A 23,553-nucleotide genomic window follows, 5' to 3' on the forward strand; every position below is an offset into this window, starting at 1 on the left:
ACCGTTTAAGATAAACTGCGACATTTTCGTGTCATATTTACAATATTCACGGCCGCAGTAGGGGAATGTTTTTAAGATGCATTGAAATTATCTGTATCGGAACGCTTTTCACTTTATTAATGCTTTTAACCGTACATATTAAATTAAAGCTCCGATTGAACATAGCGGAATCCGCGGTAATTCGTGTTGGGCATTGTAATTTGTACGGTGTCACTTTTACCGAAGGGCGCGAACGGCTCCGCAGAAAAAACAGTTTTCGCATAGCCGTCGTCCCACTGGGCAAGCCCCTGCGGGAAAGAGAACACATTGCACGGGTCATACTTTTTCTTAATCATTTTTAGCTCTGCGACATGCGGTCCATAATATTCGGTAAGGTAACAGCATAGGTCGGAATATGGGAAATTCACATACGAGCCTACCGTAAGGGGCTCCAAAATTGGCAGTCGGGCACGTATCCATTCCCTATTAACGAAAGCGTAGCGTTTCTCTTCCCAAATGGTTTGAAGCCACACAATATATTTGGCGTTCCGGTAGTAAAATGCCGTATCGTCTTCTCCCACTCTGGCTACTTGGCCACCCAAGGCATACATAGAGAACCCTGCGAAAACAGAACCCTGCGCTGGCTGCTGAATCAGGCTAACCAATCTGCAAATTTCTTCCGGTGAATAAGAGCGATACACAAACCGACTTACGGACTGAAATACCTCAAAGCTAGGGTAAGCTTCTCCTATAATGGTAACCGCCTCTAAAAAGGTCATATATTGAATATTAAAGACAGCACCCGGAATGGCCAGAAAATTTTGAACAAGCCGTGTCGCATCCGCGGCTTCTCCATAAAAAATCCCTCGTACCAACATAGAAAGGCCATCCGCCTTTGAATTGTATATTCGGGCGATGAGTGTTAACCGAGCGTCAGCACCATCAATCCAATTCTGCCAAGTTTCTAAAAGCAGCGCCTGCGTATTGGCATTTACACCAAGATAATCGATTTCGATGAGTGTTACAAACTGCACTGGGGGAGGCAATCGAAACGTAACGGAAACCACGACCCCAAAATTCCCTCCGCCAGCACCGCGCAGTGCCCAGAATAGATCTTGATTTGTTTGGGCATTTGCGGTAATAATTTCTCCCTGCGCATCCACGAGCTGTACTTCTACAATACTATCGCAGCCCAAGCCAAAAATGCGGCAAGAAAGCCCCCAGCCGCCCCCCAGTGAATAACCGCACACACCAACCGTGGGGCAAGTACCACCGGGGAAGGGATAGCCTCTGGATGCAACAAAATTGTATAGCTGCCCGTTTGTTACACCACCCTGAACCGTCACCGTTTGCTGCTGTTCATTCAAAGTGATTCCGCTCATTTCACTTACATCGATAACGAGTACACAATCCCCGTTGGAGTACCCTTCGTAATTGTGACCGCCATTTCGCATTCGAAGCGGAATCGAATTTTCTCTAGCCCACAGTACAGCACGAGATACATCCTGTGCGGTACTGCAATAGTTGATTATGACTGGGAACTGCTGTATCGCACGGTTCCAGTCTTGCCTAGCGGCAGAATAAGAAGGATCACAAGGCGTAACAACACGGCCGCCTAACCCTTGAAAACTTTCACTATTCATAGAACCCCTCCTTTTCTTTTGTATTTCGATAAGCTGAAAAGGGTATTCTATACTATGTTGAAAAAGGGCGCCGCGCCTAAATGCGTATTTCAATAAAACAACGGCCAAAAATGCCCGGCGGGGGAGTAAGCTTTTTACTCCCCCGCCGGGCGTTTTATTATTACCTTGTAATTTTAATTGTACACGCAACTAGGCATTTAAAGCCTGTGGCGAATTTGAAGTGCGTATTCCTGCAGCAACTTAGCATATTCTACAATCTGCTGCTCGTTAAATCGAAGAGACGGCCCTGTAAGACTAATTGCCGCAATCACCTGATTGCGCTCATTGCAAATCGGTACACCAACGCATTTTATGCCATACTCATGCTCCATGTTGTCTACGGAGTAACCAACGGCACGAATCTGATTGATTTCTTCACGAAAGCGCTGGGGGTCTGTAATGGTGTACGGGGTAAACTCCTGTAAACCAGCCGAAATCACCTGCTCGGTCACAAACGGCTCCATACAGGAAAGAATCGCCTTACCCAAACTAGTGCAGTACATAGGTGCTACCACACCCTTAATGGTACGAACCGACATTGCCCCTTTGGGGAATGCGGCACCAAGGTAGATGATGTTTGTTCCATAAGGAGTCGCCAAGAAAACGGTTTCGCCGGTTCGGTCCGTCAATTCCTCCATAAACGGGCGAATCACACGGCCAAAAATATCCTCTTGGCTCAGTGCATTGCCCCATTCTAAAATCTTCAGCCCAAGGCGATATTGGCTGGTTTTCGGGTTCTTTTCCACCACTCCACAGGATTCAAACGTACTCATAATATTGTACACGCTGCTCTTGAGCATTCCGCTCAACTCAGCTAGCTCGCTAATTCCCCGTTCCGGATGGGCAGAACTGAAATAATCCAGCAGATTTACCGCCTTATACAGCGAACGTACCTTTACGCCATCGGGGTAAACATCTTCTTTTGGCATTTCATCATTCCTCCCAAATCATTCTAAACATTTCAACAACTCGCTTGTTCTCTATTATAAAACTATATTCATTTATTATAAACAAACTTTTTAAAATGTCAATTCTATCTCTAAAAGAATAAAAAGGATCTCTTTATGAAATAATTTAGTAAAACATTTATTAGATAAGTTAACTATTTTTACGAATTAATTCTAAAAATATCTTGACACATATGTAAAATTCGAGTAAAATCAAAAATAAGAGAACATCGTTCATCATTAATGAACACACTTATCTTTTTATCTAAACAAAACTTAACTCATATTTCAGCTTGGAGGGACTATTGTCTATGAATGCGAGCTTTGCATGCGGAGCATGGCCAACCATGATTACTCCGTTTCACCAAAATAATGAAATTGACTATGAAGCGCTTGGCGCTCTGGTCGACTGGTATATTGAGAACGGCGCAGCCGGATTATTTTCCACTTGCCAATCGAGCGAAATTTTTTACCTTTCTCTGGAAGAACGGGTAAAGCTTACCCAATTTGTAAAAGAGAGAGCCGCCGGCAGAGTACCTGTTATTGCTTCCGGGCACGTATCGTACGACTTGAACGACCAAGCTATTGAACTCAACCGCATTGCAGAAACAGGCGTAGACGCTGTTATTCTTATCAGCAATCGCCTCGCTGCGGAAAATGAAAGCGACGACATTTTTATAGAACGCCTAGGTAAGTTGCTTGAGCAGCTCCCAAAAGACGTAAAGCTCGGCTTTTACGAATGCCCGTTCCCGTACAAACGATTGCTCACCCCCAAGGTTTTAAAATACTGCATTTCCACAGGGCGTTTTGCATTTCTAAAAGACACCTGCTGCGATATGGAGCAGATTCGCGAGAAGCTAGCAATTATAAAAGACAGTGGCATTTACTTGTTTAACGCCAACACCGCTACCTTAGTAGACAGTATAAAGGCAGGCGGAACCGGGTACAGCGGCGTAATGGCAAACTTTCAAATGAAGCTGTATTCTTGGCTGGTAAAGCATTGGCAGGATGACCCCGAAACCACCGACTATGTGCAGGACATTTTAACGGTATGTTCCTACATCGAGATGAAAAATTACCCTGCAAACGCAAAATGCTACCTAAATATGATTGGCGTACCAATGGGAGAAGCCGCACGTAAGGGCAGGCAAAGTGTTCAGAATGCAACCGAGCGTTTAGAGCTTTCTCAACTGGCTCACCTTACCAAAAGGCTGGAGAAAAAACTTGGAATTTAGTTATTTGCAGTTGCTTTTAAAGAACTATGGGAGGAAAAATCAACTGTAAAAAATATTTGGGAGGAAAAAGAAATGAAAAAAATCGTTGCCGTTTTGGCAAGCATCGCAATGGTTTCTTCTGTGTTTACCGGATGCTCAGGTGGCGGACAATCGTCCTCTGCTGCTGCATCGGGAGAAGCCAGCAAACCCGCTTCTACCGTAAGCATCAACTACTATGGCGGCTGGACTGGTGGAGACCTCGACAAAATGGGTGCTTTGGTTAAGAAATTTAACGAAAGCCAAAAAGAAGTTCAGGTTAACTTTACCTCTTTGCAGTGGTCACAAATGTTTACGAAGTTCTTGGCAGATTACCAGGCAGGTTCTACACCCGATGTTGTGGCTCTGCACTCCTTTGAGCTCGGCCAGTTTGTAGATATGGGCGTTTTCGATGCTGACGCGATTAAGGGACTGAACCTCAATTCCAGCGATTACATTAAAACCGGCTGGGATGGCACCATTCTAAACGACGTGCAGTACGGCGTACCGCTCGATATTAACATGCACGCACTGTACTACAACAAGGATCTGTTTAAGAAGGCTGGCATTGAAAAAGCTCCCACCAACAAGGAAGAGCTGATTGCAGCCGCACAGAAACTCACCATTGACGCAAATGGTAAAAATGCAACCGAAAGCGGATTTGATGCTGCAAACATTAAGCAGTTCGGCTTTGGCTTCTTACAGAATCACCATGCGTTCTATCAGGCATTTGCTCTTATGAACCAGCAAGGTTACAACCCCTTCACCGCAGATATGAGCAAGGTTTCGCTTGACAGCACAAAGACCTCCGCAGCGTTCCAATTCCTTGAGGATTTGGTTTACAAGTATAAGGTTACCCCCGCCGGTGAGAAATCTCCCATCGACGATTTTAAAGCAGGTACCGTTGCCATGGTTGTTGACGGCAACTGGCAGCTTTCCGGCGTAAACAGCGCTGCGAAATTCGATTGGGATACCGCCGCTTACCCGCAGATTTTTGGTGAGAAGGCTGTTTGGGGCGCTTCCGAGCTGCTCGCTATTCCCAAAAACAAAGATGCAGATAAAGTGAAAGCGGCTCAAACCTTTGTAAAATGGCTCTCCGATAACTCCGCAGAGTGGGCACTCTCCGGTCAGATTCCATCTAATGTAAAAGCCCAGCAGGCCGCTACAAAAATTAAAGGTATTGATGCCTTTAACAGCGAGCTGGATTATGTAAAATTCCTGCCTGCACACAAGAAATCCGTTAAGGTATTCTCCAGTGCTGCTCCTAGCCCGATTCTCACCGCGGCTCAAAACGCGATGTTGAACCACAAGGACCCGGCAGAGATTACAAAACAGCTTGAAAGCGACATTAATAAAGTTCTGGCAGGCTAACCTGGTTTTATCGGCGGGCATCCTCCAATCGGGCTGCCCGCCCTTTCATTAGAATGTTGTTCCTCATCTAAGGAGTGATAAGCGTATGTCCAACAGACAAGCGAATACGGGCGTAATCGCCCCGAACCTAAATCGCCCTAAGAAACAAAAGCCGCTCAAAGCCTCACAGGGCAAAATTGCGGCGCTGTTTCTGCTGCCATATTTAATCGTTTTTACGGTGTTCCGCCTTGGCCCCAGTATTGCTGGTATCTTCATCAGCTTCTGTAAGTGGGATCTCGCCGGCTCATTGTCCTTTATTGGTCTTGACAATTTCAAGCGTATGATTACCGACGATAACTTTCATACCTCCATTATTAACACTCTCGTTTTTTTTGTTCTCACATTGCCACCCCTCATCATCCTAAGCCTTTTGCTGGCCTCATTTTTTAATAAGAAAATGCGCGGGCGCAATGTTGGCCGCGTTGTCGCTATTATTCCCTATGTTCTGATTCCGGCGGTCGTCGGTATTATTTGGAACTGGATGTACGACAACAATTTTGGTATTCTCAACTTTTACTTAAAGAAAATGGGAGGATCTGCGGTACACTGGCTAACGGATGAGCGCGTGGCACTTATTTCGGTTGCCGTTGTAATCATCTGGTCCTTTTTAGGATATAACACCATCTTGTTCCTGGCAGGTCTCCAGGGCATCCCTAAGGAGCTTTATGAAGCTTCATTAATCGATGGAGCAACGCGTTTTCAAACCTTTCTAAAAATCACACTCCCCCTTTTAAAACCAACTACCTCCATGGTGGTTACACTCACCATGGTAAATACCGTTCAGCTTTTTGACCAAATATATGTGATGACCAATGGTGGGCCGGGAACCTCAACCCTTACCATGGTACAGTACCTGTACACCTCTGCATTCCAGAACTACGAAATGGGTTATGGCTCTGCTATTGAGGTTGCGGTGCTTGTCATCCTTGTCATTATGATTTTCATTCAGAATAAACTGCTAAAAGTTGAGGAAGGAGTGTAAGGAATGGAAAAAGGACTTAAACAACTGCCAAAATACGTTTTACTACTAATCATCTGCATTGTGTTTCTATTCCCACTCGCGTGGGCATTGGCATGTTCCATAAAGCCTGAAGCGGAAATCCTCAGCTACCCGCCCAAGTGGATTCCCGACACACTTACTTTCTCAAACTATTCTACGGTGCTGGAAAAATACCCCTACCTCTCTTGGGGCATGAACAGCCTGATTACCGCCATTTTAGGAACTTTAATGATTCTTTTTCTCTCCTCTCTGGCGGCATATGCGCTTGGTCGTTTTGAGTTCCGCGGGCGGAAGTTCATTTTTGGTACAATTGTAACCATGCTTTTAATTCCCATTCAGGCTTACATGATTCCTCTGTATTTAATGTGCGCAAAAATCCATTTACTCAACACGTATGCTGCTATTATTTTTCCATCGGCGGCAAACGTGACCAGTATCTTTATTCTAACCAGCTTCTTCCGGGGTCTTCCACGTGAGCTGGAGGAAGCCGCACGAATTGACGGATGCGGTGAATTCACAATCTTCTTAAAGATTATGCTGCCGCTGTCAAAGCCAGCGCTTTCTACCGTGACCATATTAACTTTTATTGCAAACTGGAACAGCTTCTTGTGGCCGATGATTGCCATCCGCTCCGATAAAATGCTCACACTTCCCGTTGGTATTGCGCAGTTCATGGGCTCGGTAAACTCGAATGCCCAGTTCCAGTATGGCACCGCGCTCGCGGCCTGCTGTATGGCAATTATTCCAACGATGATTGTGTTCCTGCTGTTGCAGCGTTATTTTGTAGAGGGAATTGCAACGTCAGGCATTAAGGGGTAATAAATCATGAATACAGCAACCGCCGGGTTTTTCCGGCATATTGAGAAAGAGAGTATATTAGGCGAGAAGCCCCCTTTTGAGGCCTGCCATTCCTCTACTCTGGCTGTATTGCCAAACGGCGATTTGTTCTGCGTTTGGTTTGCCGGCAGCCACGAGGGTGAGGACGACGTAGCCATTTGGGGTGCACGGCGCACCGGTGGAAAATGGCTTGCGCCGCAGGTTCTTCAGCAGAACGGGTTACCTCACTGGAATCCGGTTCTATTTGTAAAAAAAGATGGCAGCGTGCTTTTATTCTTTAAGGTAGGGCGCGAAATCGCCTCTTGGCAAACTTGGGTATGCGAATCGAACGACAACTGCCTTACGTGGTCTCCGGCACGGGAGCTTGTTCCCGGAGATGTAGGAGGCCGAGGCCCGGTACGCAATAAGCTGATTGTACTTTCCAGTGGGCGGTGGCTTGCCCCGGCATCCCTGGAAAATGGGGTTTGGCGCAGCTTTGCCGATTATTCGGATGATAACGGAATAACATGGGCAAAAAGTAGTGAGGTTTTTATTCCGCTAGAAAAAGCAGCAACCAAAAGCGAAACATACCAAGAGATTCCGGTATCGGTACAGTCCTTTGGTGGTCGGGGAGCCATACAGCCTACGCTGTGGGAATCTCAAAATGGAAATGTGCATATGCTCATGCGTACCTCCGAAGGCTACATTGCTCGAAGCGATTCGCTGGATAGCGGCAAAACGTGGTGCGAGGGCTACCCCACCAGCCTGCCGAATAACAACAGTGGGATTGACCTTGTAAAAGCGGATGATGGGCGGCTCTTCCTTGTTTACAACCCAGTGGGCGAAAACTGGGGGCCACGATTCCCACTACGCCTTGCCTGCTCGCTGGATGACGGAGAAACGTGGGAAGACATTTACACGCTCGAAGAAACAGAAGGCGAGTATTCTTACCCTTCCATTAATTGCAGCGGTGATACTCTGTATGTTACTTATACGAATTGCCGTAAGGATATTTCTTTTTGGAGCTTTCAGCTCAACAAATCCGAGTAAGGAAGCGAAACTATGATTTTTGATACATGCAGCAATTTATCACTATATCGCGGGTATTCCACGCTCTTTGACCTTGCACTGCACTATTTAGAGACTACGAATCTAAATGCGCTGGAACCGGGCAAATATCCCATCCAAGGGGATTCTGTTTTTGCTTTGATTCAGGCTCCCGAAACCGCAAAGCGAGAAGAACGACTTTGGGAATCACACAAGCGTTACATTGACATTCAGTATCTAATTACCGGTAACGAATGGATTGGCTTTCAAAACACGGATTCACTTACCATAAAGGAGCCGTATCACACCGAGAGGGATATTGCGTTTTACCACGATAACGGCAAAGGCTTTTTTGTACCGCTGGTACCCGAAAGCTTTGTTGTTTGCTTCCCGCAGGATGCACACATGCCTTTGGTTTGTGAAAACACACCGGGAGCGATTAAAAAAGTTGTAATTAAAATATTAATACCGTAATCTGGCGAACTTTCGCGATTACAAAATTCCGCTTTCTTCCTTCACTTTTTGCGAGGGAAGAAAGCATATTTTGCAAAGAACCAATTTTATAATAATTGTAAAATTTCTTAAGAAAGAAGAGATCCATATGTCACGAAAACCGAAAATACTAGTCGTTGGCAGTTTTGTGATGGACCTTATCGTAAAAACGGAGCGTTTCCCCAATGCAGGAGAAACCGTTCTGGGGCTGGACTACCAAACAGCACCCGGCGGCAAGGGCGCAAATCAGGCCGTGCAGGCCGCTCTACTTGGCGCCGATGTAACCATGGTCGGCAAGGTTGGCAATGATGACTTTGGCCGCCGTTTAATCGCCTCATGCCAAGAGGCGGGCGTGAATACCGATTATGTTGGGGTACACAGCACCGCTTGCTCTGCCATTGGGAATGTACAGCTTGAGGTTCAAAACGGAACCACACGAAACCGAATTATTGTTGTTTCCGGAGCAAATATGGAAATAACACCCGAGGACGTTGCCTTTTTACAGGACATTATTGATAAATACGATATGGTCATTTTACAGCATGAAATTCCCATGCAAATCAATGAGCTGGTGGCCAAATACGCATATGACAAACAAGTTCCCGTTATGCTCAATTCCGCTCCCTCTGCCCCGCTTACGGATGAGATGTTATCCCGCTTAACATTCATCTCGCCAAACGAGCATGAAGCGGCAGATTTAACGGGAGTTCCCATTCGCAAAGATGGCAAGCAGGTAAATATGGAGGATGTAAAAAAAGCCGTAAATGCCCTGCTGGCAAAAGGCATTCAAAACGTTGTGATAACCCTTGGCAACGCGGGGGCCGTAGTAGCAAACAAAGAGGAATTTATATATGAGCCTTGCATTGATGTTGTTGAAGTAAAAGACCCGACTGCGGCAGGTGATTCGTTTGTAGGCGCGTTTACTACCTCTTACTGCGCAGGGTTAAGCCTGAAGGATTCTCTGCATTTTGCGAACTATACCGCAACGCTCACCGTTTCGCGGATGGGCGCACAGCCCTCCTTGCCGCGGCTGGAGGAAGTAGTCGCGCTCATGCAGAGAGAAAACGATTTGACCTTCCCCCTATCCGCTTTGGATGGCCTGAAATAGAAAGGAGAAATCTTCGATGATATCACAAGAAGCTCGCGAGGTGTTAAGCCAGTTCCAGCAAATCTCTACAGAAGAGATTGACCGTTTTATTCAGTCGGTAACTCCTGAAAGTCTAGAATCATCCGCAGATTTGATCATCAAGGCGAAAGAAAATGGTGGCCGCATGCACATTACCGGCATTGGCAAGCCCTCTCATGTGGCGGCTTACATGGCATCGCTTTTCTCCTCTACCGGCTGCCCCACCTATTACCTGCATGGCACCGAGGCCGTTCACGGCTCTTGCGGCCAGCTTGTTGCCGGAGATGTTGTCATCTGCATTTCAAACAGCGGTGAAACAGCCGAGCTGAAATCGACTGTAACTGCTATTAAAAACAACGGCTGCCATGTAATTGCCGTAACCGGTAATCCAGAATCATGGCTCGCAAAACAAGCCGACGCAACGCTTCTGGCTGGAGTAGCACAAGAGGGCGGCCCGCTTAACCGTGCACCCCGTGCCTCCATTCTCGCTGAGATCTACGTGCTTCAGGCACTTAGCGTTTATTTGCAGGCTGTGCGTGGCCTGACCCCACAGGAATATGTGAAGTGGCACCCGGGTGGAACATTGGGTAATCTTCGCGAAAACGAGAAATAAGGGAGGGCTTTCGGCATGTTAAAATCTGGCTGTATTCACCCTGAGATTATGAGTGCTCTTTCTCTTTGCGGGCATGGAGATAAAATTTTGATTGCCGACGGCAATTACCCTCTGAATGCCAAAAGCGGGGATGCAAAAAAAGTATACCTCGGCCTTACTGATGGTATTCCAACCGTTACGGATGTTTTGAAGACCTTACTAACCTGCATCAATATTGAAAAAGCGGAAGTTATGCTTCCCGGCTCCGGGGAACCGGAAATCTTTGGCGAATTTCGTACCATCCTCAACGGGATGGAGCTCGAGGGCATTGACCGCTTCGGCTTTTATGAGGCCTGCAAGGAGCCTGTGGTGCGCCTCGCAATCTCTACTGGAGAAAAGCGTACCTTTGCCAACATTCTTATTACCGTAGGCGTTGCGTAAATTCACCTCACTATTTATTAAAGACAAAATTAGCACAGGCCCTACATCAAAAGACGTAGGGGCCTGTGCTCGTTTTTTTGACAGGTTTATTGAGTGAGGGATAAGCTTAGACAATCTTTAAGATTTGGATAGAAGTACCCATGGGCTGATCACCAAATACGTCTAATGAAGTATTTGCTTGATTTACTACAAGTTGAGTATTCGCAGTAGTAACCTGAATGATTCTTATACCCGTAGACCATACAGCAGAAGCTGTAGCGGAATGGTTGACTATAAGACCACCTCCTTCATTTAACACAACGCCGTTTAGTCTAAAATAAGGACCGGTAGCTGCGTTCGCTTCAATCTGATTATTCAGGATAGCAATCACCTGATAGGTTCCAGGCTGAAGAGTGATAACTCCGGTTGCGGTGTTGAGCTGAATATCCGGTGTTGTGCTGGGTACCACAACCGTATTGAAGGGGATAGCCGCATTATTGGATAGGGGACCTATATTAGCATTAAGTCCGGCCATAAAGTAGTCCAGTGTCGGCGTTACACCGGTGGGACCTGTGGGGCCTGTCGGACCGGTATCACCCGTTAGACCAGTTGGGCCAGTGGGACCTGTCGGACCAGTATCGCCTGTTAAGCCGGTTGGACCCGTGGGGCCTGTCGGACCGGTATCACCCGTTAGACCAGTTGGACCCGTGGGGCCTGTCGGACCAGTGGGGCCTGTCGGACCGGTATCGCCTGTTATACCAGTTGGGCCTGTGGGGCCTGTCGGACCAGTATCACCCGTTAGACCAGTTGGGCCCGTGGGGCCTGTCGGACCGGTATCGCCAGTTAGACCAGTTGGGCCCGTGGGGCCTGTAGGACCGGTATCACCTGTTAGACCAGTTGGACCTGTCGGGCCTGTCGGACCAGTATCGCCCGTTAGTCCGGTTGGACCCGTGGGGCCTGTAGGACCAGTATCGCCCGTTAGTCCGGTTGGGCCTGTGGGACCTGTAGGACCGGTATCACCCGTTAGACCAGTTGGGCCCGTGGGGCCTGTAGGACCCGTTGCACCCGTTAGACCAGTTGGACCTGTGGGGCCTGTAGGACCAGTATCACCCGTTAGACCAGTTGGGCCAGTGGGGCCTGTAGGACCAGTATCGCCTGTTAGACCAGTTGGACCCGTGGGACCGGTGGGACCTGTAGCTCCGGTTACACCCGCCGCTCCCGTAGGACCGGTTGGGCCAGTAGCCCCGGTTACACCCGCCGCTCCTGTAGGACCGGTGGGACCTGTGGCTCCGGTTACACCTGCTGCTCCCGTAGGACCGGTAGGGCCAGTGGCTCCGGTTACACCTGCTGCTCCCGTAGGACCGGTAGGACCAGTGGCTCCGGTTACACCTGCCGCTCCCGTAGGACCGGTTGGGCCAGTGGGACCGGTTGGACCAGTTGCACCCTCCGTCCCCACTCCACTAAAAATTGTGATGGATGATTTCACCTGCACAGTGGAGGATAAGAAAATAGTGGAAGAGCTACTATTTACTAAGCGCACTTGTGCTGGTACAGTATCGAACTCTAGAATTGTAAACCCTACTGCTTCACCAGTTTTGATTGGGGAGTTTCCTATTACGGAACCTTGGGGGGCCTGAATAGCAAAAGCGACATTGTTCGCTGATGTAAATTGAGTTGCCACCCACCAATCAAATTTATACCTACCAACCTCAAGAATGGTAATAACACCTGTAGCATTGTTATACAGAATACTCCCTGATGAATATAGAGTAGTATCAAAAACTACAGGTGCTCCGCTAGAAATAGAACCCGCTGCCAAAAGACTTAATTGCATAGAAGCCATTAAAGAAACCTCTCTTTTAAAAAACATACGTGTGATGCTATAAAGAAATTTATATACAATCACCGTAGTACAAACTATGCACGCTTGTACAGGTAGGTTCATTTTTCGCTTGTGAACAAGCTCCCAATTCACCTTATTTATATGCTATCTTCTAGTGTAAATAAATCGGCGCTTATGTTGCAATTCAATGAGCACTTCAATTGGATTCCATCTTTTTTTATGTTACACTTAAAATAAATTAAACAACTTTCCTTATTTAATACAAACATACCTTTTGTTTTTCTCATTAATAGAGAGGATATAATTCCTTTCATTTAACGAGAGGTGAGAACTATGTATGTAAAAAAAGCATTTGGGTATGTATTGCCACAGGATTATGTTTCAGGTTTTTTCAAAGGACTTCTAGATACTTACGCCCCACCTACAATCCAAAGTAATACTTGGAAGCATTGGGAAACTAAACCTGATGAAAAAAGATGTATTCCCTGCAAAAAAATGCACGGTAAAATATTCGATATAAATGATACCCCCTTACTGGAGCCACCATTACACAGGAACTGCCGCTGTACCATTCAAGCAATGCAAGCTGTATTAGCTGGAATACGGAACAAAGGATGGAGAAAACGGGGCAGATTGGTGGGTAAAAAATTATAATATTTTGCCCGACTATTATATCTCCACAAAAGAGATATCAGTTTTAGGTTGGAAAAAAGGGAAAGCCCCTGCTAAATTTGCTCCAGGACAAATGATTACAGGGGGAATTTATTCTAATCGCAATGGTCACTTACCACAAGCTCCCGGACGTATCTGGTGGGAAGCAGATATTAATTATTATAGCGGTAGACGAAACACGCACCGCTTGCTCTGGTCAAACGACGGCCTACTGTTTGTTACCTACGACCACTATGAAACTTTTTTTGAGATTATTTAAAGGAGGATTTATTCATGAGCGAGAAAAAAACAATTGTACTAGACCTAACCGGCTGTAAAAATTTATGGGAACTGCACGAACGGATTCGCATCGCTTTTGATTTCCCGGAGTGGTACGGCAAAAACTGGGATGCTTTTTGGGATTTTATGCGCACTGAATCCGATGCAGAAATGGTCGAAGTTGTAGGTGAGTATACATTACACGAAGAGTTTCAACCTGAATTAGAATTAATGCACACTGTTTTATCGGATCTCAAAATAGAAAATGCGAAATACGGTTGGAGTTTTGATTATAGAATTATTAGCTAATTATTAATAATCCATCTGTCAATTACGTTATTTTGATTTTAAGAGGTGGTTTTTTGTGAATGTAGATAAAACTATTGTATTGGATTTAACCGATTGCAAAAATTGGTGGGAATTACACGAAAAAATTCGCATTGCCTTTGATTTTCCAGAATGGTACGGCAAAAACTGGAGTGCTTTCTGGGATTTCCTTAGGACTGAATGTGATGCAGAAATGGTTGAAATTGTTGGGGAATATACTCTATCAAAAGAATTTGAACCACATATACAGAAAATGCATGAGATACTACAAAGAAATAAAATGGAATGCCAAGAGTTCGGTTGGAATTTCGACTATAAAATTATCAGTTAATTTACCATTGATTTTTCTAATTATAACGTTCTTATTATTGAAAGAGGAGGATGTATTCATGAGCGAAAAAACAACAATTGTACTAGATCTAACCGGCTGTAAATATTTAGATGAGCTACATGAACGGATTCGCATCGCTTTTGATTTCCCGGAGTGGTACGGCAAAAACTGGGATGCTTTTTGGGATCTTATGTGGAGTGATTGTGAAGCAGAAATGGTTGAAATTGTTGGAGAACATACTTTGCCTAAAGAATTTTTACCCCAGTTAGAACTAATGCACACAGTATTATCAGATGTTAAAAAAGAACGGAAAGAATTCGGTTGTAACTTTGACTATAGAATTATCAGCTAATTTCCTATAGCTTTTTATAATTATAACGTTCTTATTATTAAAAGAAGAGGATATCATGAACGAACACAAAACCGTCACTCTAGATCTAACTGACTGCAAAAATTTATGGGAACTGCACGAACGGATTCGCATCGCTTTTGATTTCCCGGAGTGGTACGGCAAAAACTGGGATGCTTTTTGGGATCTTATGTGCACTGAATCCGATGCAGAAATAGTCGAAGTTATAGGTGAGTATACATTACATAAAGAGTTTTTACCTGAATTAGAATTAATGCACACTGTTTTATCGGATCTCAAAATAGAAAATGCGAAATACGGTTGGAGTTTTGATTATAAAATTATTAGCTGATTGTTTCCAAGCTTACCTATCCAAATTTCTCTTTCTTTGGATACCGATGGATTTTCCTTATTTTCTTCTGTTTCGCCCAGCATGAATTAATTTTGTGGAATGGATGATGGAGCAAAAGCCTCGCGTTCTAAGACGAATTTCATACAATACAATACTATTTCGGGGTATTTGAACGCATAGAAAAAAGCTGCATGGTTGTTAACAACCATGCAGCTTTTTTCTATATCATTTGCTCAATTCGGACGCAGACTTCGAATTATGCTCATAATGATACTTGTAATTGATTGGTAATCCTTAGTTACATTACTCAATATAAGTAGTCCACTTTCCGCACTTATTACACAAGTATATTGCGAAGTCTAAAATATCATCAGATGCATCTAAGTCGAAAGTAAATATTTCTTTGTCTTTTATGAAGCCTATATTTCTTCGCCAAATGCTGAAGCTTTCCGCTTCACAATTTGGGCACTCGGAATCACACTTTCCAACATACTGAAAATCATCAATTGTTATTCCATTATCTTGTAAGAGTTTAACGACTGCTTCTTCGTAGCCGGTATCTGAGAAGTCTATTAAATCTTCCAATTGCAAGAATTCGCTCATAAAAGTCTCCTGTTGTTTTAAATTCGTCTGCCCGCGTGTTTTATAAATAATCTGAACTGAGTATACCATAAAAAATAAGATAATAAAAGGACTTGAATCACGAGGATTCAAATCCTTTTATTATCTTCATAAATTGGTGGAGGAGGGTGGATTCGAACCACCGAAACGAAACGTAACAGATTTACAGTCTGCCCCCTTTGGCCACTCGGGAACTCCTCCATATTTAACTTTCAAAAACAAGTCGCGGTAACTTGTCCGCTCTTGCTGAAACGCCGAAGCGTGGAGCTGGTGGACGGATTTGAACCCCCGACCTGCTGATTACAAATCAGCTGCTCTACCAACTGAGCTACACCAGCGTTTCAGAAATAGAATGCTTGAATAATATATCACTTTAATGTAATTTTGTCAACATATTTTTTGAAAAAACCGTTCTTTTTTAGAGAAAGGCGCAGAAAGTTAAGTGAAAACCCTGTTTAACAAGGCTTGAAAGAAGATTTCTCATAATCACTGAATACAGTATTCCTTTGATGCAATGGCTGTTTCGTGCTGTGAGGTGGATACCTTTGGATACCAGTGGATACCAAGATTCTCACATCTGTGCAGTTCGCACACTTACTTGATATTATATTCTATCATGAAAATGTATAAAATGCTCTGTTTTAGTTGATTTATAATTTGTAAAAAAGTAAAATAGAATTAGTTATAACATCTTGCATATTAAACAACTAGTTATAGTTAGTGACTGTAAAAATGAGGTGTGAATGTATGAGTTTATTTTGTGAAAAAGCTGATCTTCTTAATGAAAGTGATGTGGAACAGAAATTCTTATATAATTTTTTAAGTTCTGGCTATCCTATGGGATGTGGTTATTCTCCTTCAGAAATATTAACAAAGCATAGCATTATCCCCTATACAATTGGAAAAACTGCAAAGAAAGTATACATACCAGATTACATTATTTCATTGTATGGAATCCCATTAATAGTTTTAGAAGCCAAGCATCCAAATATTTCTTTAGAACAAGCATATAATGAAGCTCGTCTTTATGCTCATGAAATTAATTCACAATGGCAACATGGAGAAAATCCTTGCAAACGTATCATAGTTAGTAATGGACTAAACACACTTGCAGGATTTTATGATGAAAGCACACCCCAAATTGAAATCTCATTTGATGAATATGTCGTGGGTAATATAAATTTTAATAAATTGTGTGAATTTGCTTCAAAAACACAAATAGTCAAATTTTACCAAGAATTAATTAAAAAGAAAAGAAAAAACTCTCGCTTCGAACGTCCTGTTGGGCGTATTGGCCTCAAAAGAGCTGTAGATGCAGAAATTAAAAGTAACACTTTTGGACAAGCATTATCTATTGAGTACAGAAGCATATTAAGTCCCGACAGTGAAAGTGAGTATAAAAATATCGTCCAAAACGCATTTGTACATTCCAAGCGTAAAGATACGCATGTAGAACCAATACTCAAGGTTATAAAACGTGTGCGATTACCGTCAATAGATGAATCCAAACCAATAAGTTCTAATGATAATGATATTTTAAATTTATTCGATAGTATAAGTGAGCAATTAAATACTATAAAGTCAGAAAACTCTTTGCTTCTGTTAATTGGTAATGTAGGAAGTGGAAAATCCACCTTTATTCGTTATATACAAAATGTTGCAATACCTCAAAAAACAGATTTAGTTGATAATCTTTACTGGAATATTATTAATATGAACTATGCACCTATGTCTAAAGATAAAATATATGGATGGACAGTTGAGTGTTGTATAGAAAATATTATTAATAATTTTGGTGGTTGTAATTTCTCCAATGTAGATTTTTTGAATACCTTGTATAAAGAAGAAATCAAAGAATTTGAACAGGGAGTTGGAAGTTATCTTATTGGAACAACTGAGTACAAAATTCAGCTATTCAATCTTATAAAGCAATCTAAAGATGATAAAGAATTAACTTTAAAACGCCTAATGGATTATGTGAAAATAAAATATTCTAAATCTATTATTTTTGTATATGACAATGTTGATCAAGGCGTAGCAGATCGACAACTTTTAATCTTTCAAGTTGCCGAATGGTTTAGAAATAAATACAACTCATTAGTAATGATGTCCTTAAGAGACTCAACTTATAATGAGTATCGTGCTGTTCCTCCTTTAGATACCATAATCAAGAATCATGTATTTAGAATTGATCCACCAGATTTGTTAGCCGTACTGCAAGAGCGATTAAAATATATATGTCGTATAGAACAGCATGATATTCAAACAGATAGAGATTATGTAATTGAAAATGGCATGAAAGTAATTCTAAAAGAAAATGAATATTTGGAATATTTTAAATATATTCTTCATTCTATTCGTCAAGATGGTTTGATTCGCAGTGTTTTTTATTCTATAGCCGGAAGAGACGTTCGATCTGGTATAGAATTGTTTATTGAGTTTTGTAAAAGCGGTCATTTGCTGGCTTCAGATATTTTTGCTGTGAAAGCAAGTGGCGGCACATATACAGTCCCACACTATAGAATGATGGAAGCTGTACTTCGGGGAACACGCTTATATTATTCCAGCCAAAATTCAAAAATCAAAAATGTATTTTCCTCAGATTTCAGTGACGAATGGGTAGACCCATTCGTTAGAGTCGATGTATTGATTTGGCTTAATGATAGAAGAGATATTAAGGGTGATAGCGGCACAAAAGGATTTTTCACGGTTAAAACGATTTTTCAGGATATGGAATTGATTGGGCATGAACGGTTTAGATTGATGCAAGAATTAGAAACGATGATACAGGATCGTTTAATTCTTTCTGGAAACTTAGAAAATGTTACCTCATGCGAAAACTTAATCCGTATATCCCCATATGGAAGCTTACACCTACAACTTCTTGGAAATATAAATTATCTTTCTGCATGTTCTGAAGATGTTTTATATCGAAATCTGGAAATTGCACAGAATATTTCTGATAGAATAACAGGAAAAACTGGAGATGGATATTTATCAAAAACTACAATGTTATCTAACGTGGAAGATATGATCAACTATTTGCAGCAATATAGAAAAGATTATATTTCCCAACCACAAAATATCATCCGAGATGTTAATATTAAAATATTTGACTTAGCACCATGCGTTGAAGCAATTAGTTCTATGAAAATAAAGTGGGATAACGAAGTTAGTATGGCAGAAAAAAAAGAGAAATTCCCCCCTAACACAATTGTTGATTGCCTTGTAACAAGCATTCAATCTTACGGTTTATTTGTGACAATGGAATGTATTGAAGATGGCTTTATTTCAATGCGTAGTTTAGGAACTAATAATCCTTATGATTTTAACATCGCAGATATTATAACAGCAAAAGTTATTCAGTTTCGCAAAGATCATGGACGATTTGAATTACTTTATATATCTAGAGTTACTAATCAATAAACAACGTATTTATTTATGAGAAAATTTATCCATTATTATAAGCAGTCTCAAGCACATTTAGCCGTTAAATATGATTTAATAAAAAGGAGCAACCACATGATTCGTGATCCAAAAAACCACAACACAGATATTCTTATCTCCACACAGCTTCAGTTTCTAATTCTTCTATTTTTCAATGAAGAAAAGAATTTCAATCGTAAAGATATTAATATCAATGAAATTGTGGACTACATATCCAATAATAAAGAGCTTTGGATTAGTCAGCAGGACGATCAATCAGACCGAGAGAAGTTAGAAAAAAGCTTTCAAAAACGTGTTCAGGATAATTTGTTCCAAATGAAATCTTTTAAGCTTGAAGCCAAGAATACGGATGGAAGAATTGTAAATATAGAAGAAATTGAACCCATTGAAAGAGATCCAGACTGCTATAAGTGGCAACGAGGGAAAGACTTTGATAGATTCCTCGTATATATCCTGTCTAAGCTAGGAGAACAGTTTGACATTGAAATTGGTATTTACTCTGGGGAGGATACGATTGACCCCTATTCTAACCGCTGTATTCTAACAACAGAAAACCAATTGAAAATTCTAGAATTGTATCGAAAGCATGGCTTAACCCCCTGAGTTAAAAAGCAATAGAATCTAAAAAGGCATGTACAAAAAAGGAAATTCTTCTTTTTTGTACATGCCTTTATTGTATTTAAGTGAATTGCGCAAAACAAAAAAGAAGAATTGCGTTAAGAAACACAGGTTTTATGCGGTTATCGGAGTTTTGGCATCTCCATTTTAGCCTTACACACAAAAACGAAGATAATGAAAAGGGAGCCTTTCCCGTGATACCATAAGGATGTCGACAGGGGAACACACAAAATGTTCCAAACCATTGCAATGGTGCTTAACATTAAATAACGAAAGGTGTTAATCACTATGACAAACTTAAATAATAACGCAAACCCCGAGGTCTTGGAAGAAATGAAGGGTTCTCTCACTGAGATTGAAAGTGTAGAATGCAATAGCAAAGTAAAACTGGACAGTCAACTTTGGGACATCGAATTAAAATACGGGAAGCTAAAGGCACAAAAGCATTTTACCTACGCTATTAAAGTGATTTGCAAAACTGGAAAACAGGAAGAAGATTGCTTCTTGTATTCTGCTTTTACCGGGAAAGAGGCTGAGTCCATTCGTAAGGAAATGGATAATTGGGGTTCTTGTGATCTGGAGGAATTTGAAAAATTGAAAAGGTATGCCGAATATTTAAAGCTAAAAGATATCTACTCAGAATCAGACTTGCTGGACGATCTTCTGGAAAACTGTGAAGAAGAGGAGAATAGTATTAATATTGAGGAATATAAAAAGCAGATTTGCTCTTATATTGAAAACAACTATGAGAGCATTGCCTTTAAATCTGAGAACACGTTTCAAATGGAGGCGTATACCGGAGCTTGGCTTGATACACCCAGACTGATGAAAAAATATGATGGAGAAATTGTACTGGCACTCCTGAATTCAAAGGTGGACGAGCTTTTGGAAATTACCGATACAAAGAAGCTGGGATTGGTCAAAGGGCAAATGGAAAAAGAAGGTTTCTTAGTTTTTAAAAAGCCACAGGATGTTACTCTGTCTACCGGAAACGAAAAGAAATGCAGCATATTCCGCATTTCTCCAGATAAAGAATAAGGGAGAAAACTCATGAAAATAAAACGAATGCTCGGTCTGCCCTGCAAGGGTGGAAAAAAGGATCTTCTGGTATTTCTGCTGCCCTTGATTAAATACCTCGCATTGGAATCCCCCAAAAGAGCCTTTCTGGATGTCTGCGGTGGTGGTGGGAAACTGGCCTGTAATGTTGCAACTGAGTTTCTGTATGATAAAGTCCTATATAACGAATACGAGCGAGGAATGGCGGCTCTCATGGCTTGCCTAACCGATGAGGCTCGTACCCGGAAGGTAGTTCAATTGGTGGACAGGCTGGTACAGCTTTGTTTATCCCATGACCCCAAAGATGTTTTTAATCATGCGAAAAGTCAACGTGACCAACCCGGTTTAGATCTCACTTTGGCTGCAGCTTACACCTTTTACTGTATCTATGCAAGCTATGCGAATAACCGAACCACATATAATGAAAATAAAGCAATTCAGTATTTTCAGGATCAGAGTATGCAAAAGGGTCTTTTGAAATATCCTACTCGAATCCAAAGAATGCTTGTAACCTGCGGTAGCTGCTTTGATGTGTTGGAGCGTTACATAGACTACGATGATATTACTTCTTTTATCGACCCGCCCTATTACAATACGAAGACTTACAAAAATGACTGGAGTCTGGAAGATTATGAGCGACTGAATGATATCTTATCCAAAACAAAGAATAAGATTATTTTATGTGGACGAGAAGAAGACAGATTGGTTTATGATGGGATGCTCGCAAAAGGATGGACACGAACTTCATTGGGGTATATTTCTAAAAGCAGTGACTCAAAAGATAAGCTCGCACAAGAGTTCATTTGGACAAACTTTCCGGTTCCCTCGTTTATTGCTGATCTTGTCCATGAAAGAAGCATCAAAAGAGCGAGAAAAAAAGAGCTAGCAAAGCAGAAAAAGTATCATCTTGTGAAATGGTCTGCCTAAAGCTCCGGGATATACCTCGGAGCTTTTCCATTCCCTCTGTTCCCTCTACTCCCTCTGTTCCCTCTACTCCCTCTGCTCCCTCTGTTCCCTCTGCTCCCTCTATTCCCCCTGTTCCCTCTATTCCCCCTGTTCCCTCTATTCCCCCTGTTCCCTCTGCTCATAATTCCACACATGGCTTTTGTTTTGTTCAGAACTAGGCACAAGCAACACAAAGAAGTCCACACAAACGTCACTTTGCATCTGGAACAAAAAGCACAACAGAGTTAACATACACACAGTTCCAGAGAAGAAATAAAAAGCTGTGTGGAGGTTACGAAAATGGACTTGCGGAATCAGCGTTTCGGGATTGAAATTGAGTTTACTGGTATCACCCGGTCTCAGGCTGCTGCGGTTGTAGCAACGCATTTTGGGGTATCGGCTCAGCATGTTGGCGGCTCGTATGACAAATACACCATCTATGAATCCGGTCGAGAATGGGAAATCCTGAGAGACAGCTCCATTCGTACTCAACGAAAAAGCGGAGCTATTGCCAGTGACGAGTACCGGGTCGAATTTGTATCCCCCATCTGTATCTATGAAGATATTGAAACCATTCAAGCGATTGTCCGAAAGATACGAGCTGCCGAGGCAATCACCAATTCCAGCTGCGGAATACATGTTCATGTGGATGGATCCGCACACACCGTGACCAGTCTGAAAAATCTGCTCAGCATCGTACACGCCCGGCAGGATATGATTTATCGGGCTTTAGATGTAGATTCTAGGCGCACTACCTACTGTAAAAAGCTGCCCTCTCCCATGGTGGACAAAGCGAAAGCCACAAAGAAAATGGAACGGCTGGCGGATGTGTGGTATGTAGACGATGGCAGACGCAGCGTTCACTATAACGACAGTCGCTATCATGTGGTGAATCTGCACAGCTACTTTCTGAACCATAATATCGAGTTCCGCTGCTTTAATGCCACGCTGCACGCAGGGGAGGTCAAAAGCTACATCCAGTTTTCGCTGGCAATCTCCGCACAGGCCATTAATCAGAAATTTGCAAGCAGCAAGGCAGTACAAACAGACAATGAAAAATACAGCTTTCGATGCTGGCTGCTTCGCTTGGGGCTGATTGGGAAAGAGTTCAAAACTTGCCGACATCACCTGCTCAAGCACCTGACCGGAAATTCTGCTTGGAGATATGGGGAACCGATTTCGGCATAAGCCGGGATTCTCCCCATCTAAAATATTTCAAAGGAGTTCTTACTATGAAAAAGAAGATTTATATCGCATACGGTTCCAACATGAACAAACAACAGATGAAAAACCGCTGCCCCGATGCGGAAATAGTTGGGGTAGCCCAATTACCAAATTACCAATTGCAATTTCGCAGAGTACTTACGATCGTTCCCTGCCCCGGCTCCAGTGTACCGGTCGCAGTCTGGCACATTTCTTCGAAAGACGAAGAAAAATTGGATGTATATGAGGGCTACCCCAGTTTCTATCGGAAGGAACAACTTTCTATCCCTTTTTCTGATGGTTCTACGCACAGTGGCATGATTTATCTAATGAAAGGTGGCTTTATCGCACCGCCATCTGTCCACTACTACAACATAGTGGAGCAGGGGTATCGGGATTTTGACCTGAATATCAGTCCACTGCAAGAAGCGTTACAGTCCAGTTTGCTGGAAAAGAAAAGTTCTCTCCAGTGTGGCTTTCAATACGGAGTGTAAAAACCATTTAGAATATAGGCATAGAAGAGTTCTGAGCAAATCGAGCGATTACCAAATTACCAGAGTTCAAATTGAGGAATGGCATCAGCTTTCATTCTCAGTTTGCTTATCGATCAGGAGCTGGGGTATAGAGGTATTACCAAATTACTAAACTCCATTTTGGATAGTATTCAATTACAAGGAGCTGCAGCATAGAGGTATTACCAAATTACCAAACTTCATTTTGGACTGTATTCAATTACAAGGAGCTGGGGTATATGGGTATTACCAAATTAC

General features: G+C 42.6%; 25 protein-coding genes and 2 tRNA genes. 21 read left to right on the top strand and 6 right to left on the bottom strand.

Annotation, left to right across the window (positions count from 1 at the left end; genetic code table 11):
• Nucleotides 1-143: 143 nt before the first annotated feature.
• Together E7L17_RS01875 and E7L17_RS01880 are read right to left on the bottom strand one after the other, a co-directional pair.
• Complete coding sequence (locus tag E7L17_RS01875) at nt 144-1,622, bottom strand: FAD-binding oxidoreductase (RefSeq protein WP_316321563.1); 1,479 nt, start codon at nt 1,620-1,622, stop codon at nt 144-146.
• Between the two features lie 197 nt (nt 1,623-1,819).
• Nucleotides 1,820-2,590 (bottom strand): IclR family transcriptional regulator, encoded by a 771-nt coding sequence (locus E7L17_RS01880; RefSeq protein WP_316321564.1) that lies wholly within the window; start codon nt 2,588-2,590, stop codon nt 1,820-1,822.
• Nucleotides 2,591-2,919: 329 nt separating this feature from the next.
• On the opposite strand from E7L17_RS01880, the gene E7L17_RS01885 reads away from it, so the two are divergent.
• From E7L17_RS01885 to E7L17_RS01925, 9 genes are all read left to right on the top strand, one after another.
• Entirely contained in the window at nt 2,920-3,843 is a 924-nt protein-coding gene (locus tag E7L17_RS01885; protein WP_316321565.1) for a dihydrodipicolinate synthase family protein, read from the top strand.
• Between the two features lie 72 nt (nt 3,844-3,915).
• Nucleotides 3,916-5,229 carry an ABC transporter substrate-binding protein gene (locus E7L17_RS01890; RefSeq protein WP_316321566.1) on the top strand — a complete coding sequence of 438 codons (1,314 nt, stop codon included), beginning with the start codon at nt 3,916-3,918 and terminating at the stop codon, nt 5,227-5,229.
• Nucleotides 5,230-5,314: 85 nt separating this feature from the next.
• Nucleotides 5,315-6,250 (top strand): sugar ABC transporter permease, encoded by a 936-nt coding sequence (locus tag E7L17_RS01895; protein ID WP_316321567.1) that lies wholly within the window; start codon nt 5,315-5,317, stop codon nt 6,248-6,250.
• A 3-nt stretch (nt 6,251-6,253) separates the two neighbouring features.
• Nucleotides 6,254-7,087 carry a carbohydrate ABC transporter permease gene (locus tag E7L17_RS01900; RefSeq protein ID WP_316321568.1) on the top strand — a complete coding sequence of 278 codons (834 nt, stop codon included), beginning with the start codon at nt 6,254-6,256 and terminating at the stop codon, nt 7,085-7,087.
• 6 nt (nt 7,088-7,093) lie between these two features.
• Complete coding sequence (locus E7L17_RS01905; RefSeq protein ID WP_316321569.1) at nt 7,094-8,134, top strand: sialidase family protein; 1,041 nt, start codon at nt 7,094-7,096, stop codon at nt 8,132-8,134.
• Nucleotides 8,135-8,146: 12 nt separating this feature from the next.
• Nucleotides 8,147-8,605, top strand: coding sequence for a YhcH/YjgK/YiaL family protein (locus tag E7L17_RS01910; RefSeq protein ID WP_316321570.1), 459 nt, complete (start codon nt 8,147-8,149; stop codon nt 8,603-8,605).
• Between the two features lie 127 nt (nt 8,606-8,732).
• Nucleotides 8,733-9,731 carry a ribokinase gene (locus E7L17_RS01915; protein ID WP_316321571.1) on the top strand — a complete coding sequence of 333 codons (999 nt, stop codon included), beginning with the start codon at nt 8,733-8,735 and terminating at the stop codon, nt 9,729-9,731.
• Nucleotides 9,732-9,747: 16 nt separating this feature from the next.
• On the top strand, nt 9,748-10,362 hold the full coding sequence (locus E7L17_RS01920) for an SIS domain-containing protein (RefSeq protein ID WP_316321572.1): 615 nt from the start codon (nt 9,748-9,750) through the stop codon (nt 10,360-10,362).
• A gap of 15 nt (nt 10,363-10,377) precedes the next feature.
• Nucleotides 10,378-10,782 carry an RbsD/FucU family protein gene (locus tag E7L17_RS01925; RefSeq protein ID WP_316321573.1) on the top strand — a complete coding sequence of 135 codons (405 nt, stop codon included), beginning with the start codon at nt 10,378-10,380 and terminating at the stop codon, nt 10,780-10,782.
• A 106-nt stretch (nt 10,783-10,888) separates the two neighbouring features.
• On the opposite strand, the gene E7L17_RS01930 is transcribed toward E7L17_RS01925, so the two are convergent.
• Nucleotides 10,889-12,604 (bottom strand): collagen-like protein, encoded by a 1,716-nt coding sequence (locus tag E7L17_RS01930; protein ID WP_316321574.1) that lies wholly within the window; start codon nt 12,602-12,604, stop codon nt 10,889-10,891.
• Nucleotides 12,605-12,937: 333 nt separating this feature from the next.
• Between E7L17_RS01930 and E7L17_RS01935 the strand changes: the two genes are divergently transcribed.
• The 6 genes from E7L17_RS01935 to E7L17_RS01960 are packed head-to-tail and all read left to right on the top strand — an operon-like array spanning nt 12,938 to nt 14,893.
• Nucleotides 12,938-13,258, top strand: a complete 321-nt coding sequence (locus E7L17_RS01935; protein WP_316321575.1) for a phage minor head protein — start codon at nt 12,938-12,940, stop codon at nt 13,256-13,258.
• 4 nt (nt 13,259-13,262) lie between these two features.
• Complete coding sequence (locus tag E7L17_RS01940; protein WP_316321576.1) at nt 13,263-13,535, top strand: ribonuclease domain-containing protein; 273 nt, start codon at nt 13,263-13,265, stop codon at nt 13,533-13,535.
• A gap of 14 nt (nt 13,536-13,549) precedes the next feature.
• The gene (locus E7L17_RS01945; protein ID WP_316321577.1) at nt 13,550-13,843 is read left to right on the top strand and encodes a barstar family protein; all 294 of its coding nucleotides are present in this window, start codon (nt 13,550-13,552) and stop codon (nt 13,841-13,843) included.
• A gap of 55 nt (nt 13,844-13,898) precedes the next feature.
• Nucleotides 13,899-14,192 (top strand): barstar family protein, encoded by a 294-nt coding sequence (locus E7L17_RS01950; RefSeq protein ID WP_316321578.1) that lies wholly within the window; start codon nt 13,899-13,901, stop codon nt 14,190-14,192.
• Between the two features lie 58 nt (nt 14,193-14,250).
• A complete protein-coding gene (locus tag E7L17_RS01955; RefSeq protein WP_316321579.1) occupies nt 14,251-14,544 on the top strand; it encodes a barstar family protein in 294 nt (97 codons plus the stop codon).
• A 55-nt stretch (nt 14,545-14,599) separates the two neighbouring features.
• Nucleotides 14,600-14,893 carry a barstar family protein gene (locus E7L17_RS01960; RefSeq protein ID WP_316321580.1) on the top strand — a complete coding sequence of 98 codons (294 nt, stop codon included), beginning with the start codon at nt 14,600-14,602 and terminating at the stop codon, nt 14,891-14,893.
• Nucleotides 14,894-15,196: 303 nt separating this feature from the next.
• Here the strand turns inward: E7L17_RS01960 and E7L17_RS01965 are convergent, their stop codons facing one another.
• The 3 genes from E7L17_RS01965 to E7L17_RS01975 form a co-directional block, all read right to left on the bottom strand.
• A complete protein-coding gene (locus tag E7L17_RS01965) occupies nt 15,197-15,496 on the bottom strand; it encodes a hypothetical protein (RefSeq protein WP_316321581.1) in 300 nt (99 codons plus the stop codon).
• Between the two features lie 134 nt (nt 15,497-15,630).
• Nucleotides 15,631-15,715 (bottom strand) — tRNA-Tyr (locus E7L17_RS01970).
• Nucleotides 15,716-15,776: 61 nt separating this feature from the next.
• Nucleotides 15,777-15,852, bottom strand: a tRNA-Thr gene (locus tag E7L17_RS01975).
• A 409-nt stretch (nt 15,853-16,261) separates the two neighbouring features.
• Here E7L17_RS01975 and E7L17_RS01980 point away from each other — a divergent pair.
• From E7L17_RS01980 to E7L17_RS02005, 6 genes are all read left to right on the top strand, one after another.
• Nucleotides 16,262-18,940, top strand: a complete 2,679-nt coding sequence (locus tag E7L17_RS01980) for a type I restriction endonuclease (RefSeq protein WP_316321582.1) — start codon at nt 16,262-16,264, stop codon at nt 18,938-18,940.
• Between the two features lie 96 nt (nt 18,941-19,036).
• Nucleotides 19,037-19,564, top strand: a complete 528-nt coding sequence (locus E7L17_RS01985) for a hypothetical protein (protein ID WP_316321583.1) — start codon at nt 19,037-19,039, stop codon at nt 19,562-19,564.
• A 303-nt stretch (nt 19,565-19,867) separates the two neighbouring features.
• Nucleotides 19,868-20,617, top strand: a complete 750-nt coding sequence (locus tag E7L17_RS01990; protein ID WP_316321584.1) for a hypothetical protein — start codon at nt 19,868-19,870, stop codon at nt 20,615-20,617.
• 12 nt (nt 20,618-20,629) lie between these two features.
• A complete protein-coding gene (locus E7L17_RS01995) occupies nt 20,630-21,562 on the top strand; it encodes a hypothetical protein (protein WP_316321585.1) in 933 nt (310 codons plus the stop codon).
• A gap of 318 nt (nt 21,563-21,880) precedes the next feature.
• Nucleotides 21,881-22,768 (top strand): amidoligase family protein, encoded by an 888-nt coding sequence (locus tag E7L17_RS02000; protein WP_316321586.1) that lies wholly within the window; start codon nt 21,881-21,883, stop codon nt 22,766-22,768.
• A 44-nt stretch (nt 22,769-22,812) separates the two neighbouring features.
• A complete protein-coding gene (locus E7L17_RS02005) occupies nt 22,813-23,277 on the top strand; it encodes a gamma-glutamylcyclotransferase family protein (RefSeq protein WP_316321587.1) in 465 nt (154 codons plus the stop codon).
• Nucleotides 23,278-23,553: the final 276 nt, after the last annotated feature.

This window comes from Clostridium sp. (assembly GCF_032576335.1).
GTDB lineage: Bacteria > Bacillota > Clostridia > Oscillospirales > Acutalibacteraceae > Faecalispora.